Genomic DNA, 18740 nt, shown 5'->3' on the forward strand with positions numbered 1-18740 from the left:
CAAGGACTTCCACCGTCTCGTCACCAGATTCGGAGAACTCACCGGAACGCCCGTCCTCCTCAACACGTCGTTCAACAACAACGCCGAACCGATCGTCCAAACCGTCGAAGACGCACTCACCTGCTACCTCACCACCGAACTCGACTACCTCGTCATCGAAAACCACCTCGTCAAACGCAAACCCCACTGGACAAGCCATCTTCCCGACGCCGTCCTCGATTTCCGGCCCACCACCCGGCTGGCCGAGCATCTGCAGATCACGAAATGCCGGGTCGTGACAAGGGAAATCTTCCTCGACTACTCGACCGGCCCGCGTGCCTCGGTGTCCTCGGACCTGTTCGCCGTGGTGGAAAAGGCCGACGGGCGGACCACTCTGGGCGAGCTCGGGCTCACCGAGGATCTGCACGCGGAGCTGTACGCGCTCTGGCAGGACCGCTTCTTCACCCTCACCCCGGGCTGACCTCGATGTTGGTCGCCGAGGAGCTGCACACCGAGATCCACCGCCTGACCCTCCGTCTCGCGAACGCCCGCACCGACCCCCTCGCCGAAGCCGGCCTCGCCTGTCTCGAAGCGGCCGAACGCATCTGCGCCGCTCTCGCCGAGCGCCACACCACCGCCGATACCTGTCAGGAAGCCCTCAACGCGACCAGGGCCGCGACCTTGGCGATCAAGTTCGCCATGGCCGCCGACCCCGGATCCGCTCGCGAATGACCCCGGGACGTCACCGCCCGATGCGGGGGACGGAGTCCAGCAGGCCGCGGGTGTACGGGTGCCGAGGGTCGGCGAACAGCTTGTCGGTGGGTGCCACTTCGACGAGTTCGCCCTGACGCAGCACAGCGATCACGTCGGCGACGTAGCGGACGGCGCCCAGGTTGTGCCCGATGAACAGGATCGTCAGATCCAGCTTGTCCCGCAGGTCGCGAACCAAGGTGAGCATCGCCGATTGCACCGAAGCGTCCAGCGCGGAGGTGATCTCGTCCGCGATCAGCACCTCCGGCTCCACCGCGAGCGCCCTGGCCAGGGCCACCCGCTGCCGTTGCCCGCCCGAAAGCGCGCCGGGCAGGGCCGACGCCAGCGCCGGGTCCAGCGCGAGCAGGTCGAGCAGCCGGTCGATCTCGGAACGCCGTTCGCTCCTGCGCAGCCTTCGGTGCGCGGTCAGCGCCTCCGAGATCGTCTCGCCGACCGTCATCCGCGGGTCGAGCGCGCTGTGCGGGTTCTGGAACACCAGGTGGATCCGGCTGCCGAGCCGTCGTCGCCGGGCCCCTTTCGCGTGCGTGATGTCCTCGCCGCCGAGCAGCACCCTCCCGGCCCTCACCGGGGACAGGCCGACGGCGGCGCGGCCGAGGGTGGACTTGCCCGAGCCGGATTCGCCGACCAGCCCGACGATCCGGCCGTGCGGGATGTCGAGACTGACGTCGTTCACCGCGGTCAGGCCCCGGTACCGGACGGTGAGCCCGTCGAAGCTCAGGCCGCTCACAGCGGATGCCAGCAGGCGACCCGGTGCGCACGCGCGTGCTCGCGCAAGGGCGGGGTTTCGGTGGTGCACCGGCGGGTGGCGCGTGGGCAGCGCGGGGCGAACGGGCAGCCGTCCGGCACTTCGGCGGGCGGGCGACCGGGAATGGTCGCGAGCGGCCTGTCCCGGTCGGTGTCCAGGTCGACGCTGGTCGCCAGGAGAGCCGCCGTGTAGGGATGGGCGGGTGTTCTGGCGCGCAGGGCACTCACAGGCAGCTCCTCGACGATCAGGCCGGCGTACATGACCAGCACGCGGCGGCTGATCTCGGCGACCACCGCCAGGTCGTGGCTGATCAGCAGCACCGAGGCTCCGGTGTCGGCGTTGATCGAGGCGAGCAGGCCCAGGATCCGGCGCTGCACGGTGACGTCCAGCGCGGTGGTCGGCTCGTCCGCGACGATGAGTTTCGGTGTCCCCATCAGGCCCATCCCGATGACCGCCCGTTGCTGCATCCCGCCGGACAGCTCGTGCGCGTACTGACGGGCCCGCCTGGGCGGATCCTGGATCGCCACCGCGCGCAGCCGCGAGACGGCCCTGCTCATCGCGTCCTTTTTGGACAGTCTCTCGTGCACCTCGGCGACCTCGGCCAGCTGCCTTCCGACCCGCATCGTCGGATGCAGCGCCGTGCCGGGGTTCTGGAACACCATGGCGAGCGCGTCGCGGTCGATCTCGAGTTCTCCCGCCGACACCCTGCCGGGATGCGGGACGAGACCGGCGACAGCGAGCGCGGTGAGGGTCTTGCCCGAACCCGACTCCCCCACCACTCCCACGATCTCTCCTCGCCCGATGGTGAGATCCACTCCCCGGACCGGCCGTGCACCGGGGAAGTCGACCGTCAGCGCCCGCGCCCGCAGCACGTGGTCCCCTTCCGGTGGCGAGGCCGGGGCTTCGCCACCGACGCGACGGGCTTCTCGCCGACGGCCGCCCGCGGCCCGCGCGAGCGCCTCGCCGAACAGCTGGAAACCCAGCCCCGCCACCACGATCGCCACGCCCGGCCCCAGGGCGGCCGCGGGCGACAGATAGATCCGGTCCAGGCCCTGGCCGAGCAGCAGTCCCCAGTCGTAGGACGGCGAGCCGACCCCGAGACCGAGGAAGCTCAATCCGCTGATGGCCACCAGCGCGAACGCCAGCGACGAGGTGACCGTGATCGCCAGCGGTTCGACGATGTTCGGCAGCACGTGGCGGTACAGCAGCCGGTGCCGCCGCACACCGAGCACGCGGGCGGCGGCCATGAAGTCCGCGCCCGCCACCGAGGCGGCCAGCGTCTGGGTCAGCCTCGCGAAGCCGGGCATCGAAGCGATCGCGAACGCGACCAGCACCCCGGTCGTCCCGGCACCGAAGACGATGGCCAGGAACATGACCAGCAGCAACGCGGGAAACATCAGCAGGATGTCGATCACGGTGCCGATCACCTGCCCGGCGAGGGGCCCGAGCACCGACGGCAGCACACCCAGCAGCACTCCGGTCACCGCGCCGAGCAGCGTCGCGGCGACCGCGAGCAGCAGCGACAGCCTGGCCGCGACAAGCACCCTGGCCAGCAGGTCACGGCCGAGGCTGTCGGTGCCGAGAAGGTGCTCCGCCGAAGGTGGCTGCCAAAGCGCGCCGGTGTCGACAGTCTCGGCGGCGGGCCCCCACACGACCGGGCCGATCAGCGCGAGCAGCAGGACCACGGCCAGCAACAGGGTCGCTGCCAGGCCGGCCGGGGTGCCGGTCACCGCCCGAGATCTCTTCACCGGCTCACCCGTTCCTGATCGTGGAGCGCGGATCGAGCACGGCCAGCGCGAGATCGACCACGACGTTGACGGCCAGCACCAGGAGACCGAGCAGCAGCACCACCGCCTGGGCCACCGGATAGTCCTTCACCAGCACCGCCCCGGTGATCTGGCTGCCCAGTCCCGGCCAGGCGAAGACGTTCTCGACGAGCACTGTCCCGGCGACCATCCCGGGCAGGAGCATGCCGCCGACGGTGAGCGTCGCGGTGAGCATGCCGGGCAGCGCGTGCCGGAGGTAGATCAGCCGCGCGGGCAGCCGTTTCGCCCGCGCGGTGCGGATGTAGTCCTCGCCGAGCACCTTGCGGCCTTCCACCCGGACGATCCTCGCGAGCAGCGCCGCCGGGCCCAGCGCGAGCGAGAGCACCGGCAGCACGTACGACCCCGGTCCGGCCATCCCCGCGACCGGCAGCGCGCGCGAGGCCACCGCGAAAACGGCGACGAGCACGGTGGCCAGCACGAAGTTGGGCACCAGGCCCAGCGTCGCGGACAGCCCGGTGAAGCCGAATTCGACGCCGGGGTGCCGGTCGTCGCGGGTGTGCACGGCCATGCCGAGCCCGGCGGGGACGGCGAGCAGGACCACCATCGCGAACGCGAGCCCGGCGAGCACGAGCGTGTTCGGCAGCCGGGTCGACACGATGGTCCAAACCTCCTCGCGGGACACCAGTGAGGTGCCGAGGTCGCCGCGCACCAGGCCGCCGACGTACCCGAGGAACTGCCGCGGCAGCGGCCGGTCCAGGCCGAGTTCCGCGGTACGCGCCGCGATCACCTCCGGCGGGGCCTGCGCGCCCAGTGCGGCGCGGACCGGATCGCCGGGGATGAGGTGGATCAGCACGAACGACGCGATCACCACCACCAGCAACGCCACGGTCAGGCGCCCCAGCCTCCTCGCCGCGAACACCAGGAGCGGATGCCGGTCTCTCGTCATCCGCGCTACCCGGTCAGCCGGATGCTCGTCGGGACGATGGTGGTGTCGGCAGCCACCTCGAACCGCGCTTTGCGGGCGAACCAGATCGCCGTGGTCTCCGCGACGGCGAACACGTCGGCCCGCTTCACCAGCGCCGCCTCGGCCTCCCGCCACACCGGGCAGCTCGCCTCGTCCGGCACGGAAGCCGCCTGTCCGATCAGGCGCAGGTACTCGGGATTGTCGATCGCGCCGGCGTTCCGCCCCTGCGGGGGAATCGGGCCGGAGAAGAACGGTGCCGCGTCCGCGGGCAGCGAACCGGTGACCCCCGCGCCGAGCGCGAGTTCCCAGTCGCCGCTCTGCTGGGTCACGGTGATGAACGCCAGCACGGTCACCTCCTCGACGACCGCCTCGGCGCCGAGCTTCTTCCATTCGCCCGCGAGGAATTCCGCGGTCGAGCGGAGCTGCGCGCTGGTCGCGAAGGTGACCACCTTCAGCCGCAAACGCTTGCCGTCACGCACGCGGACGCCGTCCACGCCCGGTGCCCAGCCCGCCTGGTCCAGCAGCCGCGTCGCCTCGGCGAAGTCGTGGCCGGGCCTGTTCGCGGAGACCGTGTCGCCGGAACAGAACGCCGCCGGTGACATCACCGTCCGCGCGGGCCCGCCCTTGCCACCGGTGGCCACCGCGGCGGCCTGGCCGGGGTCGACGGCGGCCAGCAACGCCTTGCGCACCAGCGGATCCCCGGTCACCCGGCCAGGGCGCTGGTTGAACGAGCCCATGCCGGTCACGGCGGGCACGTCCACCTTCGTGACCTCCGGCCCCGGCGCGCGCACCGAGTCCGGGTCCGGGGTGTAGAACGCGTCGACGTCCCCGGCGATCAGCTGGTTGGCCGCGGTCGCCGGGGTGGGGACCACGCTCAGGATGATCGAGGCGGGCACGCCGGGCTCGTCGGTGCGGGCGCCGTCCGGCCCCCAGCGGTAGCCCTTGCGCACGTCGAGCCGGTACGGCCCGCCCGACGCGTACTGGGCCAGCACGTAAGGCCCGGTGCCCGCGGACACCTTCTCGAAACTCGCGGGTTCGGCGATCCCCTTCGGACAGACGATCGGCCTGGTGCCCAGCGACCGGACGATGAAGCTGTACGGGGCGGCCATCCGGATCGTCACGGTCTTCGCCGCGTCGTCGGCGGTCGCGGTGAACGGGGGCACCGTCGCCAGCGCCGCGGCCGCCGCCGGAGCGAGCGCCGGATCGCGCTGATGGTTCAGGGCGTTCGCGACGTCGGCGGGACGCAGCGGGGTGCCGTCGGAGCAGGTGACGTCGTCGCGCAGGGCGAACTCCGCCGAGGTCGTCGTCGCGTTCCACTTCGCCGCCAGCCCGGAAACCACTTTCTTCCCCGGGGTCACGTTCACCAGCGAGTCGTACAGCAGCGAGGAATAGACGGCGGCGACCTGATCGCGATAGGGGTGGAAGTTCGGTATCTCCAGGCCGAGCACCTGGCGGAAGGTGCCGCCCTGGGCGAGCCGCGCGGCACCCGGTTCACCGCCGCCGCATCCGGCCACGACGAGAAGTGTCAGGAAATACGCCGCGATTCTCAGTTGTGCACGTTTCACCGCGAACCTTCCTCCGTCGGGGATCACCGATCCGGCGGACCATTTCAGAGATTGCTCGATTCGACCGGGGCGGGTCAAGGGAATCGGCCCGGTTGGCACCCGATGACCTTTCAATGGGTGGTAACTGGAGCAGTGCCCCATGGGCACCGGGAAGATCGGCTCGTAGAGTCGGATTCCGTGGGTCGCGGCGAAGGAAGGGAGTTCCAGTGTCGCTGGCAGAGCGAACCGGGCAGCTGGACACTCTCCACCGCCTGTTCGACCGATGCCGCGCCGGACAGGGCCGGATCGCACTGGTGAAAGGCCCGGTGGGCCACGGGAAAACGGCCTTGCTGCACACCTTCACCCGTAAAGCGGATCAAGACGGCGCATTGTGCCTTCAAGCCGACTGTTCGGAGTTCGAAAACGATTTCCCCTTCGGTGTCATGAATCAGCTTTTCCAGGACCTCGATCCTCGGAAAGCACCTCTGCCGAACGTCTTTCAGGAACTGTTGAGTACTCTTCTCGCTCTCACGGAAAAGAGACCGGTGGTACTCGGAATCGACGACGTCCAGTTCGCGGACGTCGTTTCCTTGCGCTGCCTGCTCTACCTGGCGAGGCGAACGCGGTCCGCGCGGATACTCCTGGTGCTCACCGAGGCGGAGCGATCGCGCCCCGCGCATCCGGCGTTGTTCGCCGAGCTCGCCGAATTCGCCGACACACTCTGCCTTCCTCCGCTCTCCACGACGGAATCCCCCGAGCTCACCGGCGGGAACCCGGCGATCGTCAAGGCCGTACGCGCCGACCACGGCGTCCCGGGCGGGCACTACCGCGAAACCGTGGTGGCCTGCCTGCACCGCGGCGGAAACGACGTGGTGACCGTCGCCCGCGCGCTCGCCGTCCTCGGCCCGGAAGCGACCGAAACCCGGATGTCCGCGATGACCGGCGGCGGCACGGTCCGCCGGACGCTCGACCTGATGACGCGGGCAGGCCTGCTCAGGGGCGGCTCCTTCCGGCATCCGGCGGCGAGACTCGCCGTACTCGAAGACCTGGCCCCGGACGAACGCGCGCGGGCGCACCGGCGAGCAGCCACGCTGCTGCGCGAACAGGGTGAGTCCGCGCTCCCGGTCGCGAAGCACCTCGTGCGCGCGGGAGGCCCGATCCCGCCCTGGGCGCCGGACGTCCTCGCCGAAGCGGCCGAACTGGCGTTGTGCGACGACGACGTGACAGCGGCCGTCGACTTCCTGACCCTGGCTCAGCAGGCGGAGCCCGGCAGGGTCGCCATCGTGGCGAAACTGGCCAGGGCCGAGTGGCAGCTCAACCCTTCCGCCGTGCTCCGTCACTTCGAACCGCTGCTCGCCGGGATCCGCGCCGGGCTGCTTTCCCGCTCCGACGCTCTCTGCCTCGTGCGGCAGCTGCTCTGGCACGGCCGGACGGCGCAGGCCGCCGAAGTGCTCGACCGGATACGCGGATCCGACGAGCTCGACGAGGCCGAACTGTGGATGACGGCCGGTTACCCGAAGCTCGGAAGGGTCCGCCACGATCACGCTGTCGCGGCGGTCGTCCGGCGGCCGCTCGGCACCGGTCCTCCCCCGCGCACGACCACCGCGCTGACCGAGGTCCTCACCCGCGGCAACCGGGGGGACGCCGTCGCCAAGGCGGACCGGTTCCTGCGCGAGACCCGGCTCAGCCACGCGACTCCGTGGTCCGACGAACCCGCGCTGTCGGCGCTGCTGACCTTCGTCTGCGCCGACGAGATCGACACCGCCGAAGCCGAATGCGAACGCCTGCAAGCGGAAGCGGCCGATCGCGGCGGCCCCACCTGGCAGGCGGGATTCAGCGCCGTCCGCGCCGAGATCGCGCTCCGGCGGGGCGACTTCCCCACCGCGGCCGCGCAGGCGGGTGCCGCGCTGACCCACCTGTCCGCGAAGGCGTGGGGTGTCGCGGTCGGCTATCCCCTCGGCAGCCTGATCCTCGCGAGCACGAAGAGCGGCGAGTTCGGCAAGGCCGCGGCGTACCTCGCGCGTCCCGTGCCCGACGTGCTGTCACAGACCCGCCACGGGGTGCACTACCTGTACGCCCGCGCGCACCACCATCTCGACGGCGAGCGCCATCACGCCGCGCTGGCCGACTTCCTCTCGTGCGGGAAACTCCTGCGGGACTGGGGTATCGACACGCCCGGCTTCGTGCCATGGCGGTCCGGCGCGGCGGAGTCCTGGCTCGCCCTCGGCAATCCCGACGAGGCCAAGCGGCTGCTGTTCGAGCAGATGTCCCGGCCCGGGGTGGACGGGACCAGGGCGCGGGCGCTGGCGCTGCGGGTGCTGGCGATGACCGGCAAGGAGAGCAAACGGCCGCAGTTGCTGAGCGAAGCGGTCGACATCCTCGAAAACTGCGGAGACCGCTACGAGCTCGCCCGGGTGCTCACCGATCTCAGCCGGGTCCGGCATCACCTCGGCGAGCACAAACGGGCGCGGATGACCCTGCGGCGTGCCTGGCATCTGGCGAGGTCGTGCGCGGCGGCCCCGCTGTGCCAGGAGCTCATGCCGGAGCCGGGCACCGTCGAACCCGGCGCCGGACGGCGGGCCGACGCGACCAAGATCGGTTCGCTCAGCGATTCCGAACGCCGTGTCGCGGGGCTGGCGGTGGCCGGCTACACCAACCGCGAAATCGCCAGGAAGCTGTTCATCACCGACAGCACGGTGGAACAGCACCTCACCCGCGTCTATCGGAAGCTCGACGTCAAGTACCGCCGGGAGCTCCCGACCGACCTGCACACCGACATGGCCACATCGGCATAAGGGAGGTGTCCGGGCCGTGCCCGACGACGAGAAGCTGATCGATTACCTCAAGTGGGTGACCGCGGACCTGCACCAGGCCCGCCGACGGCTCGCCGACATCGAGTCCGCGGCGCGGGAACCGATCGCGATCGTGGCGCTCGCCTGCCGTTTCCCCGGCGGGGTGCGCTCGCCGGAAGACCTGTGGGACCAGGTGGCGGGCGGGGTCGACGCGATCTCGGGTTTCCCGGCGGATCGCGGCTGGGATCTCGCCGGACTCTACGACCCGAACCCGGACAGTGTCGGCAAGTGCTACACGCGGGAAGGCGGCTTCCTGCACGACGCCGCCGACTTCGACGCGGCGTTCTTCGGGATGAGCCCGCGTGAGGCGACCGCCACGGATCCGCAGCAGCGGCTCCTGCTGGAGACCACGTGGGAGGTGTTCGAGCGCGCGGGCATCGATCCGGATTCGCTGCGGGGCAGCGACACCGGCGTGTTCACCGGGGTCGTGTACCAGAACTACGGGAACCGCAACCGGGTCGCCGACGAGTTCGAAGGCTATCTCGCGGTCGGGAGTTCGGGCAGTGTCGCGTCGGGCCGGATCGCCTACACCTTCGGGCTCGAAGGACCGGCGGTCTCGCTCGACACGGCGTGTTCGTCGTCGCTGGTCGCGATGCATCTCGCGGTGCGATCCTTGCGGCAGGGCGAATGCTCGCTGGCGCTGGCCGGCGGCGTGACCGTGATGCCGCTGCCCGGAGTCTTCGCGGAGTTCTCGCGGCAACGCGGGCTGGCCCCGGACGGCCGGTGCAAGTCGTTCGACACCGCCGCCGACGGGACGGCGTGGTCCGAGGGCGCCGGGGTGGTGCTGCTCGAAAAGCTCTCCGTCGCCCGGGAACTCGGACATCCGGTGCTGGCCGTGATCCGCGGTTCGGCGGTCAACTCCGACGGCGCCTCCAACGGCCTGACAGCGCCGAACGGTCCCTCCCAGCAGCGGGTCGTTTCGGCCGCGCTCGCCGACGCCGGTCTGTCCACTTCGGACATCGACGCGGTCGAGGCGCACGGGACGGGGACCAGGCTCGGCGACCCGATCGAAGCTCAAGCCCTCCTGGCGACCTACGGGCGGCATCGGCCCGCCGGTTCGCCGCTCTGGCTCGGCTCGTACAAGTCCAACATCGGCCACACCCAGGGCGCCGCCGGGATAGCCGGGGTGATCAAGATGGTGCAGTCGATGCGCCACGGCGTCCTCCCCCGGACCCTGCACCTGGAAACCCCGACGCCCCACGTCGACTGGTCGTCGGGCTCGGTGGAGTTGCTGACCGAGTCCATCGCCTGGCCGGATCACGACCGCCCCCGTCGCTGCGCGGTCTCCGCGTTCGGCATGAGCGGCACCAACGCCCATCTCGTCCTCGAATCCGTCGAGGAACCCGGTTTTCGCGGCGGGGACGACGCTCCGGGCCCGTGGCCGGTGGTGATCTCAGGGGCTTGCGCTGAAGGTGTACGGGCGCAGGCCGGGCAAGTCGCCCAGTTCGCCGAAGCCAATCCGGAGACGGGGATCGGGGATATCGCGCGCTTCTTGACGGGTTCCCGCGCGCTGCTGGGAGTCCGAGCCGTGGTGGTGGCCGGGTCGGCCGCGGAACTACGGGAGCGGCTGGAGTCGTGCGAGCCCGGGGTGGCCGACGTGACCGGCCGGACGGCGTTCGTGTTCCCCGGGCAAGGCGCGCAGTGGGCGGGAATGGGACTGGCACTGCTGAAGTCCTCGCCGGTTTTCCGGGACTCGATGCACGCCTGCGCCGAAGTGCTCGACGGACTCGTCGGCTGGTCGTTGCGGGACATGCTCGCGGACGAGACGATGCCGGACCGGGTCGAGGTGCTGCAGCCGGTGTCGTTCGCGGTCATGGTTTCCCTGGCCGCGGTCTGGCGGTCACTGGGGGTCGAGCCGGACGCGGTGGTCGGGCACAGCCAGGGCGAGATCGCCGCCGCCCACGTCGCCGGGATCCTCACGCTGCGCGACGCGCTCCGCGTCGTCGTGCTGAGGTCCGCGATCATCGCCCGCGATCTCGCCGGACGAGGCGGGATGCTGTCGGTGTCCGCGCCCGAAGCGCAGATACGCGGCCTGCTTACCGACACTGTGTCCCTTGCGGCGGTGAACGGGCCGGAATCCGTGGTGGTGTCCGGAAATCCCCAGGAACTCACCGCACTCGCCGACGCTTGCGAAGGCCTCGGGATCCGCACCCGCTCGATCCCGGTCGACTACGCCTCCCACAGCCCCTCCGTCGACACCATCCGCGACGACCTGCTGCAGGCTCTCGCCGACCTCCGCCCCGCCGCCGGAACCGTGCCGCTGTATTCCACAGTGGACGGTCACTGGGCCGACGGCACCGCGCTGGACAACGACTACTGGTTCCGCAACCTGCGGCAGCCGGTCGCTTTCCACTCGGCGATCCACACCCTCGCCACCGGCGGGCACCACGCGTTCGTGGAAGTCAGCCCGCATCCCGTCCTGACCACCGCTGTCGAAGACACCATCGAGGAACTGGGCCCCACCGTCGTCACCGGTACCCTCCGCCGCCACGACGGCGGCTGGGACAGGTTCCTCACCTCGGCGGGCAGTCTCCACACCAGGGGCATCGCCGTCGACTGGCGGCTCGGCCGCGGGCCGCATCTCGACCTGCCCACCTATCCCTTCCAACGGGAGCGCTTCTGGCTGGAGGAACTCGACCCGCCGAAGCGCCTGGGCAAGCAGTCCACCATCGATTCCTGGCGCTATCGGATCGTCTGGAAGCCTGTCGCGGAGAACCCGCCGACGTCCGCCGGAACCTGGCTGCTGATCACCTCCGACGGGCGGGACGACCCGGCCGTCACCGCCGTGCTCGACGGGATGACCGGCGCCGGCCTCCGGATCGAACGGCTCGCCGTGTCCGAACCGGACCGGCTGCGGGACGTCGGCGCGGTCGACGGCGTGCTCTCGCTGCTCGCGGTGGACGAGGCCGCCGGTCTGCTCACCTTGGTGCAGGCGCTCGGCGAGGTGAAGGCGCCACTGTGGACGGTAACCAGGGGCGCCGTCCAGGTGGACGAACACGACGGGGCGGTCGATCCCCGGCAGGCGGCGATCTGGGGACTCGGCCGGGTCGTCGGACTCGAACACCCCAGCCGCTGGGGCGGCCTTGTCGACCTCCCCGAGGTCGTCGACGCCGAGGCGGTGAGGCGGCTTCTGGCCGCGCTGGACGGGACCGAAGACCAGGTGGCGGTGCGGGCCACCGGCGTCCGCGCCCGGCGGCTGATCCGGGCCGGGCCGGACGGCGGCGAGGCCGCGTGGACACCGCGCGGCACCGTGCTGGTGACCGGCGGCACCGGTGGCGTCGCCGCCCACGTCGTGCGCTGGCTCGCGACCAGCGGGGCCGGCCATCTGGTGCTGACCAGCAGACGAGGTCTGTCCGCAGAAGACACCGCGCGGCTGGCGGACGAACTCGGGGTCGAGGTCACCGTGGTCGCCTGCGACATGGCGGATCGTTCGGCCGTCGCCGCTTTGCTGGCCGCGTATCCGCCCGATTCGGTGGTGCACGCGGCCGGTGTAGCCACTCCCGCCACCCTCGCGGAAACCGATGCCGCCGAGTTCGGCGAAGTCATGGCGGGCAAGGCGATCGGCGCCGCGCATCTGGACGAGCTGCTCGCCGATCGGCCGCTGGACGCCTTTGTCCTGTTCTCGTCGAACGCGGGCGTCTGGGGCAGCGGCACCCAAGGCGCCTACGCCGCGGCCAACGCGTTCCTCGACGCGCTCGCCCAGCGACGCCGCGGCCGGGGCCTCGCCGCGACTTCGATCGCCTGGGGCGCGTGGGACGGCGGCGGCATGTCCACTTTCTCCCCGAAGATCCAGGCAGGCCTCGCCCAGTCCGGCCTCGTCCACATGCCGCCGGAGTTCGCCGTTTCCGCGCTGGCACAAGCCGTCGGCCGGGACGAGACCTGCGCGATCGTCACCGACGTGCGCTGGGACACCTTCATGCCGCGCTTCACCGCGCTGCGGCCGAGCCCGTTGCTTGACGATCTGCCGGAGGCGCGCCGCGCGCTGACCGATTCCGGTGAACCGGCGCACGCCGAACAGGCGACACCGGAGTTCGTCCTCCGGTTGCGGTCCGCCCCCGCCGCCGACCGGCCCCGGCTGCTGCTGGACCTGGTCCGCGCCCAGGTTTCCGCGGTGCTCGGGCACACCACGGCCGGAGCCGTCGCGGCGGACCAGGCCTTCACCGCGATCGGCTTCGATTCGCTGACCGCCGTCGATCTGCGCAACCGCCTGGTCACCGCCGTCGGCATGCGTTTGTCGCGCACGGTGGTCTTCGATCATCCCAGTCCGCGCGCGCTGGCCGAGCACCTGCTCGGCGAGCTGGACACCGAACCCGCTGTGCTGACAGATCTGGACACGGTGGCGGCGGCGCTTCCGGCCGCGGCCGGGGACGGGACCCTGCGTTCCCGCGTCTCCCTCCGGCTGCGCGAGGTCCTCGAACAGTGGCACGCGCTGACTGGATCCGAGCCTGCCGGTGAGGGCGAAGTCGACCTGGACCTGGCGAGCGACGAGGAGATCTTTCAGCTCGTCGACAGCCGCCTCGGCCCCGTGGAGCACTGACCTACCCGAGGAGCTGACCCTGCCATGGCGAACGACGAAAAGCTTCGTGAGTACCTGAAGCGCGTGCTCGCCGACAACGAGCGCTACCGCAAGCGGCTGCGCGCCCTCGAGGAGAGCGACCGTGAGCCGATCGCGATCGTGGCGCTCGCGTGCCGGTTCCCCGGCGACGTCCGGTCGCCGGAGGACCTCTGGGAGCTGGTGGCGCGCGGCGGCGACGCGATCTCGGGTTTTCCCGTGGACCGGGGCTGGGATCTGGACAATCTCTTCGACCCCGATCCGGAGAGCGTCGGGAAGTCCTACGTCAGCGAGGGCGGCTTCCTCCACGACATGACGATGTTCGACGCCGGGTTCTTCGGGATCAGTCCCCGTGAGGCGCTGGCGATGGACCCCCAGCAACGGCTGCTGCTGGAGACGTCGTGGGAGGTGTTCGAGCGGGCCGGGATCGACCCGCTGTCCCTGCGGGGCAGCGATACCGGCGTGTTCACCGGCTTGGTCTACTACGATTTCGCGACTCGGCTCCATCCGGTCCCGGACGAGTTCGAGGGCTACCTCGGCACGGGTATCGCGGCCAGCGTCGCCTCGGGGCGGGTGGCGTACACCCTCGGTTTGGAGGGCCCGGCCGTCACCCTCGACACGGGTTGCTCGTCTTCGCTGGTGACGATCCACCTCGCCGCTCAGTCACTGCGGCGCGGCGAGTGTTCGCTGGCGGTGGCCGGCGGGGTGACCGTGATGTCGCTTCCGGGTGCCTTCCCGGAGTTCTCGCGCCAGCGTGGGCTGGCCCGCGACGGCCGATGCAAGTCCTTCGCGGCCGCCGCCGACGGTACGGCCTGGTCCGAAGGTGTCGGTGTCGTGCTGCTGGAGCGCTTGTCGGTCGCGCGGGAGCAGGGGCATCCGGTGCTGGCGGTGGTCCGCGGTTCGGCGGTGAACCAGGACGGCGCGTCCAACGGGCTGACCGCGCCCAACGGTCCTTCCCAGCAGCGGGTGATCAGGCAGGCGCTCGCCAATGCCGGACTGTCCACTTCGGACGTGGACGTCGTCGAAGCGCACGGCACCGGCACCACCTTGGGCGACCCGATCGAAGCGCAAGCGGTGCTGGCGACCTACGGCCAGGGCCGCGACCGTCCACTGTGGCTCGGCTCGCTGAAGTCCAACCTCGGGCACACCCAGGGAGCGGCGGGTGTCGCGGGCGTCATCAAGACGGTGATGGCGATGCGCCATGGTGTCCTGCCGAAGACCTTGCACGTCGACGCCCCGACCCCGGCCGTCGACTGGTCCGCAGGCGCCGTGCGGCTGCTCACCGAGTCCCGTGACTGGCCGGAACCCCGGCGTGCGGGCGTTTCCGCGTTCGGTGTTTCCGGGACCAACGCCCATGTGATCCTCGAATCCGCCGACGAGCACGACACGGAAACCGAGGTGAGCGTCCCGCACCGGCATTGGCCGGTGGTGGTGTCGGGGGCGTGCGCGGAGGCGGTGCGGGCGCAGGCCCGGCGGCTGGCGGAGTTCCTGCGGGCGCGGCCCGGCGTCGAGGTGGCCGACGTCGCACGGGCGCTGGTGACCACGCGGGCGCTGCTGGATCACCGGGCGGTCGTCGCCGGTGATCGGGAAACGGTGCTGGAGCGGCTGGATTCGTGCGAGGCCGGGGTCGCCGACGTGACCGGCCGGACGGTGTTCGTGTTCCCCGGGCAAGGTGCCCAGTGGACGGGGATGGGGCTGGCGTTGTGGGAGTCGTCGCCGGTTTTCCGGGACTCGATGCTCGCCTGCGCCGAGGTGCTCGACGGACTTGTCGAGTGGTCCTTGGGGGACGCGCTCGCCGACGAGGTGCTGCTCGCGCGGGTGGACGTGGTGCAGCCGGCGTCGTTCGCGGTCATGGTGTCCTTGGCCGCGCTGTGGCGATCGCTGGGAGTCGAGCCGGACGCGGTGGTCGGGCACAGCCAGGGCGAGATCGCCGCCGCCCATGTCGCCGGAGCGCTCTCCCTCGGCGACGCGCTCCGTGTCGTCGTGCTGAGGTCCGCGATCATCGCCCGCGATCTCGCCGGGCAGGGCGGGATGCTGTCGCTGTCCGCGTCGGAATCCCGGGTCCGCGCGCTGCTCCCGGACTCGACCTGTCTCGCGGCGGTGAACGGGCCGGAATCCGTGGTGGTGTCCGGAGATCCCCGGCAACTGGCCGCGCTCGCCGACGCTTGCGAGAGTCTCGGGATCCGCACCCGCTCGATTCCTGTCGACTACGCCTCGCACAGCCCGTACGTGGACATCATCCGCGACGACCTGCTGCAGGCTCTCGCCGACCTCCGCCCCGTCGCCGGAACCGTGCCGCTGTATTCCACAGTGGATGGTCAATGGGCCGACGGCACCACACTGGATGCCGACTATTGGTTCCGCAACCTTCGACGGCCTGTCGGCTTCCACGCGGCGATACGAGAACTGGCGGCTGACGGCTATCACGCGTTCGTCGAAGTCAGCTCCCATCCGGTGCTGACCAGCAGCGTCGACGACACTGTCACGGGCAGCACACCGACCGTCGTCGTCGGTACCCTGCGGCGCGACGACGGGGACCGGGACAGGTTCCTGACCTCGGCGGGTGAACTCCACGTCCGCGGCGTCGGGGTCGACTGGGGCCTCGGCCGCGGACCGCATCTGGATCTCCCCACCTATCCCTTCCAGCGCAAGCGCTACTGGCTGGACGTCGTACGGCCGGCGGCGGCGGAGGTGGCGTCCGCGGGGTTGACCGCGACCGGGCATCCGCTGGTGACCGCCTCGGTGGGGCTGGCCGACGACGGCGACGTCCTGCTGACCGGATTCGTTTCGGTGTCGGAGCATCCTTGGCTCGCCGACCACACCGTCTCGGGTGTCGTCCTGTTCCCCGGTACCGGCTGGGTAGAACTGGCGGTCCGCGCCGGGGACGAGGTCGGACGGCCGGTGGTGGAGGAACTGCTGGTCGAGACGCCGCTCGTGGTGCCGGAGGGCGGTGTCCGGCTGCAGCTGCGGGTCGGCGCGGAGGGGTCGTTCGGCGCCTATTCCCGCTCGGCGGAGGGTGATTCCTGGACTCGGCATGTCTCCGGCGTTCTGTCCGCCAAAGAACCCGAAGCCGACGGAGAGGCCTTCGCGCAATGGCCGCCCGCCGGCGCGGAACCTGTCGCGCTCGACGGCTTCTACGAACGTCAGGCCGAAGCCGGCTACGAACACGGGCCGTTCTTCCGCGGCCTGCGGACGGCCTGGAGGCTCGGCGACGAGATCTTCGCCGAGGTCGCGCTCCCGGCGGACGCACAGAGCGGCTTCGGTATCCATCCCGCGCTGCTCGACGCCGCCCTGCACACGTCGGCGGTCGGTACCCCGCTCGGCGACGACGACCAGGTGCTGCTCCCGTTCTCCTGGAACGGATTCACGCTGCACGCGTCGGGCGCCACGACGTTGCGGGTCCGAGCGGTCCGAGCCGGGTCCGGCGCCGTGTCCCTGACCATGGCGGACAGCTCCGGGAAGCTTGTCGCCTCGCTGGCCTCGCTGGTGTTCCGGCCGCTCAGCTTCGACAAGCTGACCGCCACTTCCGGTTCGTTGTTCGGGGTGGAGTGGGTGCCTGCCGAGGTCGGGGCGGCCGCCGGTGTGGATGTCGTGGTGTGCGAGGCGGGCACCGGTGATGTACGTGAAGTGGTGGCCGGTGTTCTCGCGCGGGTGCAGGAGTTCGTGCGGGAGGAGACCTCGTCACGTCTGGTGGTGCTGACCCGTGGTGTGTCCACGCCGGTGGGGGCGGCGGTGTGGGGCCTGGTGCGCTCCGCACAAGCCGAAGAACCCGGCCGGATCGTGCTCGCAGACCTCGACGACGACCCGAGATCCCGTGCCCTGATAGCGCAGGCCGCGGCCGGTGACGAACCACAAGTCGCGATCCACGCCGGTCAAGTCCGGGTCCCCCGGCTCGCCCGAGTCGAACCCGCTGGTGAGCCGCTGGTGCTGGACCCGGACGGGACGATCCTGATCACCGGCGGCACCGGCACCCTCGGCCGGATCATCGCCCACCACCTGGTCGACACGTACGGGGTCCGGCATCTGCTGCTGCTCAGCCGCACCGGCGGCACCACCGACATACCCGAAGCACACGTCGTGGCCTGCGACGTCGCCGACAGGAACGCACTCGCCACCGTGTTGGACGACATCCCACCCGAACACCCCCTGACCGGCGTCATCCACGCCGCCGGAGTCCTCGACGACGGAGTCCTCGCCACCCTCACCCCACAACGCCTCGACACCGTCTTCACCCCCAAAATCAACGGCGCCCTCAACCTCCACGACCTCACCCGACACCACAACCTCAGCCTGTTCGTCCTCTTCTCGTCAGGAGCCGGCGTCTTCGGAACCCCGGGTCAAGCGAACTACGCGGCGGCCAACGGATTCCTGGACGGACTCGCGCACGAACGTCACGCCGAGGGGCTCCCCGCGACCTCCCTCGCCTGGGGACTCTGGGAACCGGCGACCGGCCTGACCCGGCGACTGTCCGAAGCCGACCGTGGCCGGATGACGGACGCGGGTGTCCGCCCACTGTCCACAGCGGACGGACTCGCTCTGTTCGACAACGCCCTGAGCTCCGGCCATCCGGTGCTGGTCCCCGCGCACCTCAACTTGTCGCCTCAAGAAGCCGTCCACCCGCTGATGCGTGGTTTGGTGCGGACGAAGCGACCCGCCGCGAGCGGCGCCCGTGAAGACGGTTCCCTGGCACGGCGTCTCGCCGAACTGCCCTCGCCGGAAGGACAGCAACTGTTGCTGTCCCTCGTCCTCGACGAGGCTTCGGCCGTACTCGGTTACTCCCCCGGCGAGACCATCGATGTCGGCCGGGCGTTCAAGGAGGTGGGGTTCGATTCCCTGACGGCGGTCGAGTTGCGTAACCGCCTGGCCGCCGCCTCGGGCGTCCGCCTGCCCGCCACGCTGGTGTTCGACCATCCGAGCCCGGCCGCGCTGGCCGCGTTCCTCGGTGGGCAACTGCTCGGCGAACGGCGCGCGCCCAGCCCTCCGGTGACCACACGGGTTTCGGAGGAGCCGGTGGCGATCGTGGCCATGGGCTGTCGTTTCCCCGGCGGGGTGCGTGGCCCGGAGGACCTGTGGGAGCTGGTCCATCGTGGTGGTGACGCTGTCGGCGATTTCCCGTCGGATCGCGGCTGGGACTTGACCGGTTTGTTCGATGCTGATCCTGATGCGGTGGGCCGGTGTTCGGTGCGTCAGGGTGCGTTTCTGGAGGATGTGGCGGGGTTCGATGCCGCGTTCTTCGGGATCAGCCCGCGTGAGGCGGTGGCGATGGATCCCCAGCAGCGGCTGTTGCTGGAAACCTCGTGGGAAGTGTTCGAACGGGCTGGGATCGACCCGGACTCGTTGCGGGGCAGCGACACCGGGGTCTTCACCGGCGTGATGTACACCGACTATCTCAGCAGGGCGTCCGGCGCTTCGTCCGATGTGGAGGGTTTCCTGAGCACCGGAAACTCCGGCAGCGTGATCTCCGGCCGGGTGGCTTATACGTTCGGGCTGGAGGGTCCGGCGTTGACGGTGGACACCGCGTGTTCGTCCTCGCTGGTGGCGGTGCATCTGGCGGCGCAGTCGCTGCG

8 protein-coding genes and 1 pseudogene are annotated in these 18740 nt (G+C 70.7%); 5 read left to right on the forward strand and 4 right to left on the reverse strand.

Annotated features, from left to right (window positions below):
* Both ACFOSH_RS43305 and ACFOSH_RS43310 read left to right on the forward strand, forming a co-directional pair.
* Positions 1–460: carbamoyltransferase C-terminal domain-containing protein (locus ACFOSH_RS43305; RefSeq protein ID WP_378247518.1), on the forward strand; the 460-nt coding region annotated here is incomplete at its 5' end.
* 5 nt (positions 461–465) lie between these two features.
* Positions 466–711 carry a hypothetical protein gene (locus ACFOSH_RS43310; RefSeq protein ID WP_378247520.1) on the forward strand — a complete coding sequence of 82 codons (246 nt, stop codon included), beginning with the start codon at positions 466–468 and terminating at the stop codon, positions 709–711.
* A gap of 10 nt (positions 712–721) precedes the next feature.
* Here ACFOSH_RS43310 and ACFOSH_RS43315 read toward each other — a convergent pair whose 3' ends face one another.
* Genes ACFOSH_RS43315 through ACFOSH_RS43330 form a run of 4 tightly spaced genes read right to left on the reverse strand, consistent with a single transcriptional unit; the run spans position 722 to position 5790 of the window.
* Complete coding sequence (locus ACFOSH_RS43315) at positions 722–1477, reverse strand: ABC transporter ATP-binding protein (protein ID WP_378247522.1); 756 nt, start codon at positions 1475–1477, stop codon at positions 722–724.
* Entirely contained in the window at positions 1474–3243 is a 1770-nt protein-coding gene (locus ACFOSH_RS43320; RefSeq protein WP_378247524.1) for a dipeptide/oligopeptide/nickel ABC transporter permease/ATP-binding protein, read from the reverse strand. Before ACFOSH_RS43320 ends, ACFOSH_RS43315 begins: the two co-directional genes overlap by 4 nt.
* A 4-nt stretch (positions 3244–3247) precedes the next feature.
* The gene (locus ACFOSH_RS43325; protein WP_378247526.1) at positions 3248–4207 is read right to left on the reverse strand and encodes an ABC transporter permease; all 960 of its coding nucleotides are present in this window, start codon (positions 4205–4207) and stop codon (positions 3248–3250) included.
* Positions 4208–4212: 5 nt separating this feature from the next.
* On the reverse strand, positions 4213–5790 hold the full coding sequence (locus ACFOSH_RS43330) for an ABC transporter substrate-binding protein (protein ID WP_378247528.1): 1578 nt from the start codon (positions 5788–5790) through the stop codon (positions 4213–4215).
* 113 nt (positions 5791–5903) lie between these two features.
* On the opposite strand from ACFOSH_RS43330, the gene ACFOSH_RS43335 reads away from it, so the two are divergent.
* The 3 genes and pseudogenes from ACFOSH_RS43335 to ACFOSH_RS43345 form a co-directional block, all read left to right on the forward strand.
* Complete coding sequence (locus ACFOSH_RS43335; RefSeq protein ID WP_378247532.1) at positions 5904–8564, forward strand: helix-turn-helix transcriptional regulator; 2661 nt, start codon at positions 5904–5906, stop codon at positions 8562–8564.
* 16 nt (positions 8565–8580) lie between these two features.
* Positions 8581–13158, forward strand: a pseudogene (locus ACFOSH_RS43340) (type I polyketide synthase); the annotation flags it as partial.
* Between the two features lie 24 nt (positions 13159–13182).
* A partial coding sequence (locus ACFOSH_RS43345; protein WP_449224216.1) for an SDR family NAD(P)-dependent oxidoreductase occupies positions 13183–18740 on the forward strand: 5558 nt, incomplete at its 3' end.

It is taken from the genome of Amycolatopsis speibonae (genome assembly GCF_042647925.1).
Lineage (GTDB): Bacteria > Actinomycetota > Actinomycetes > Mycobacteriales > Pseudonocardiaceae > Amycolatopsis > Amycolatopsis speibonae.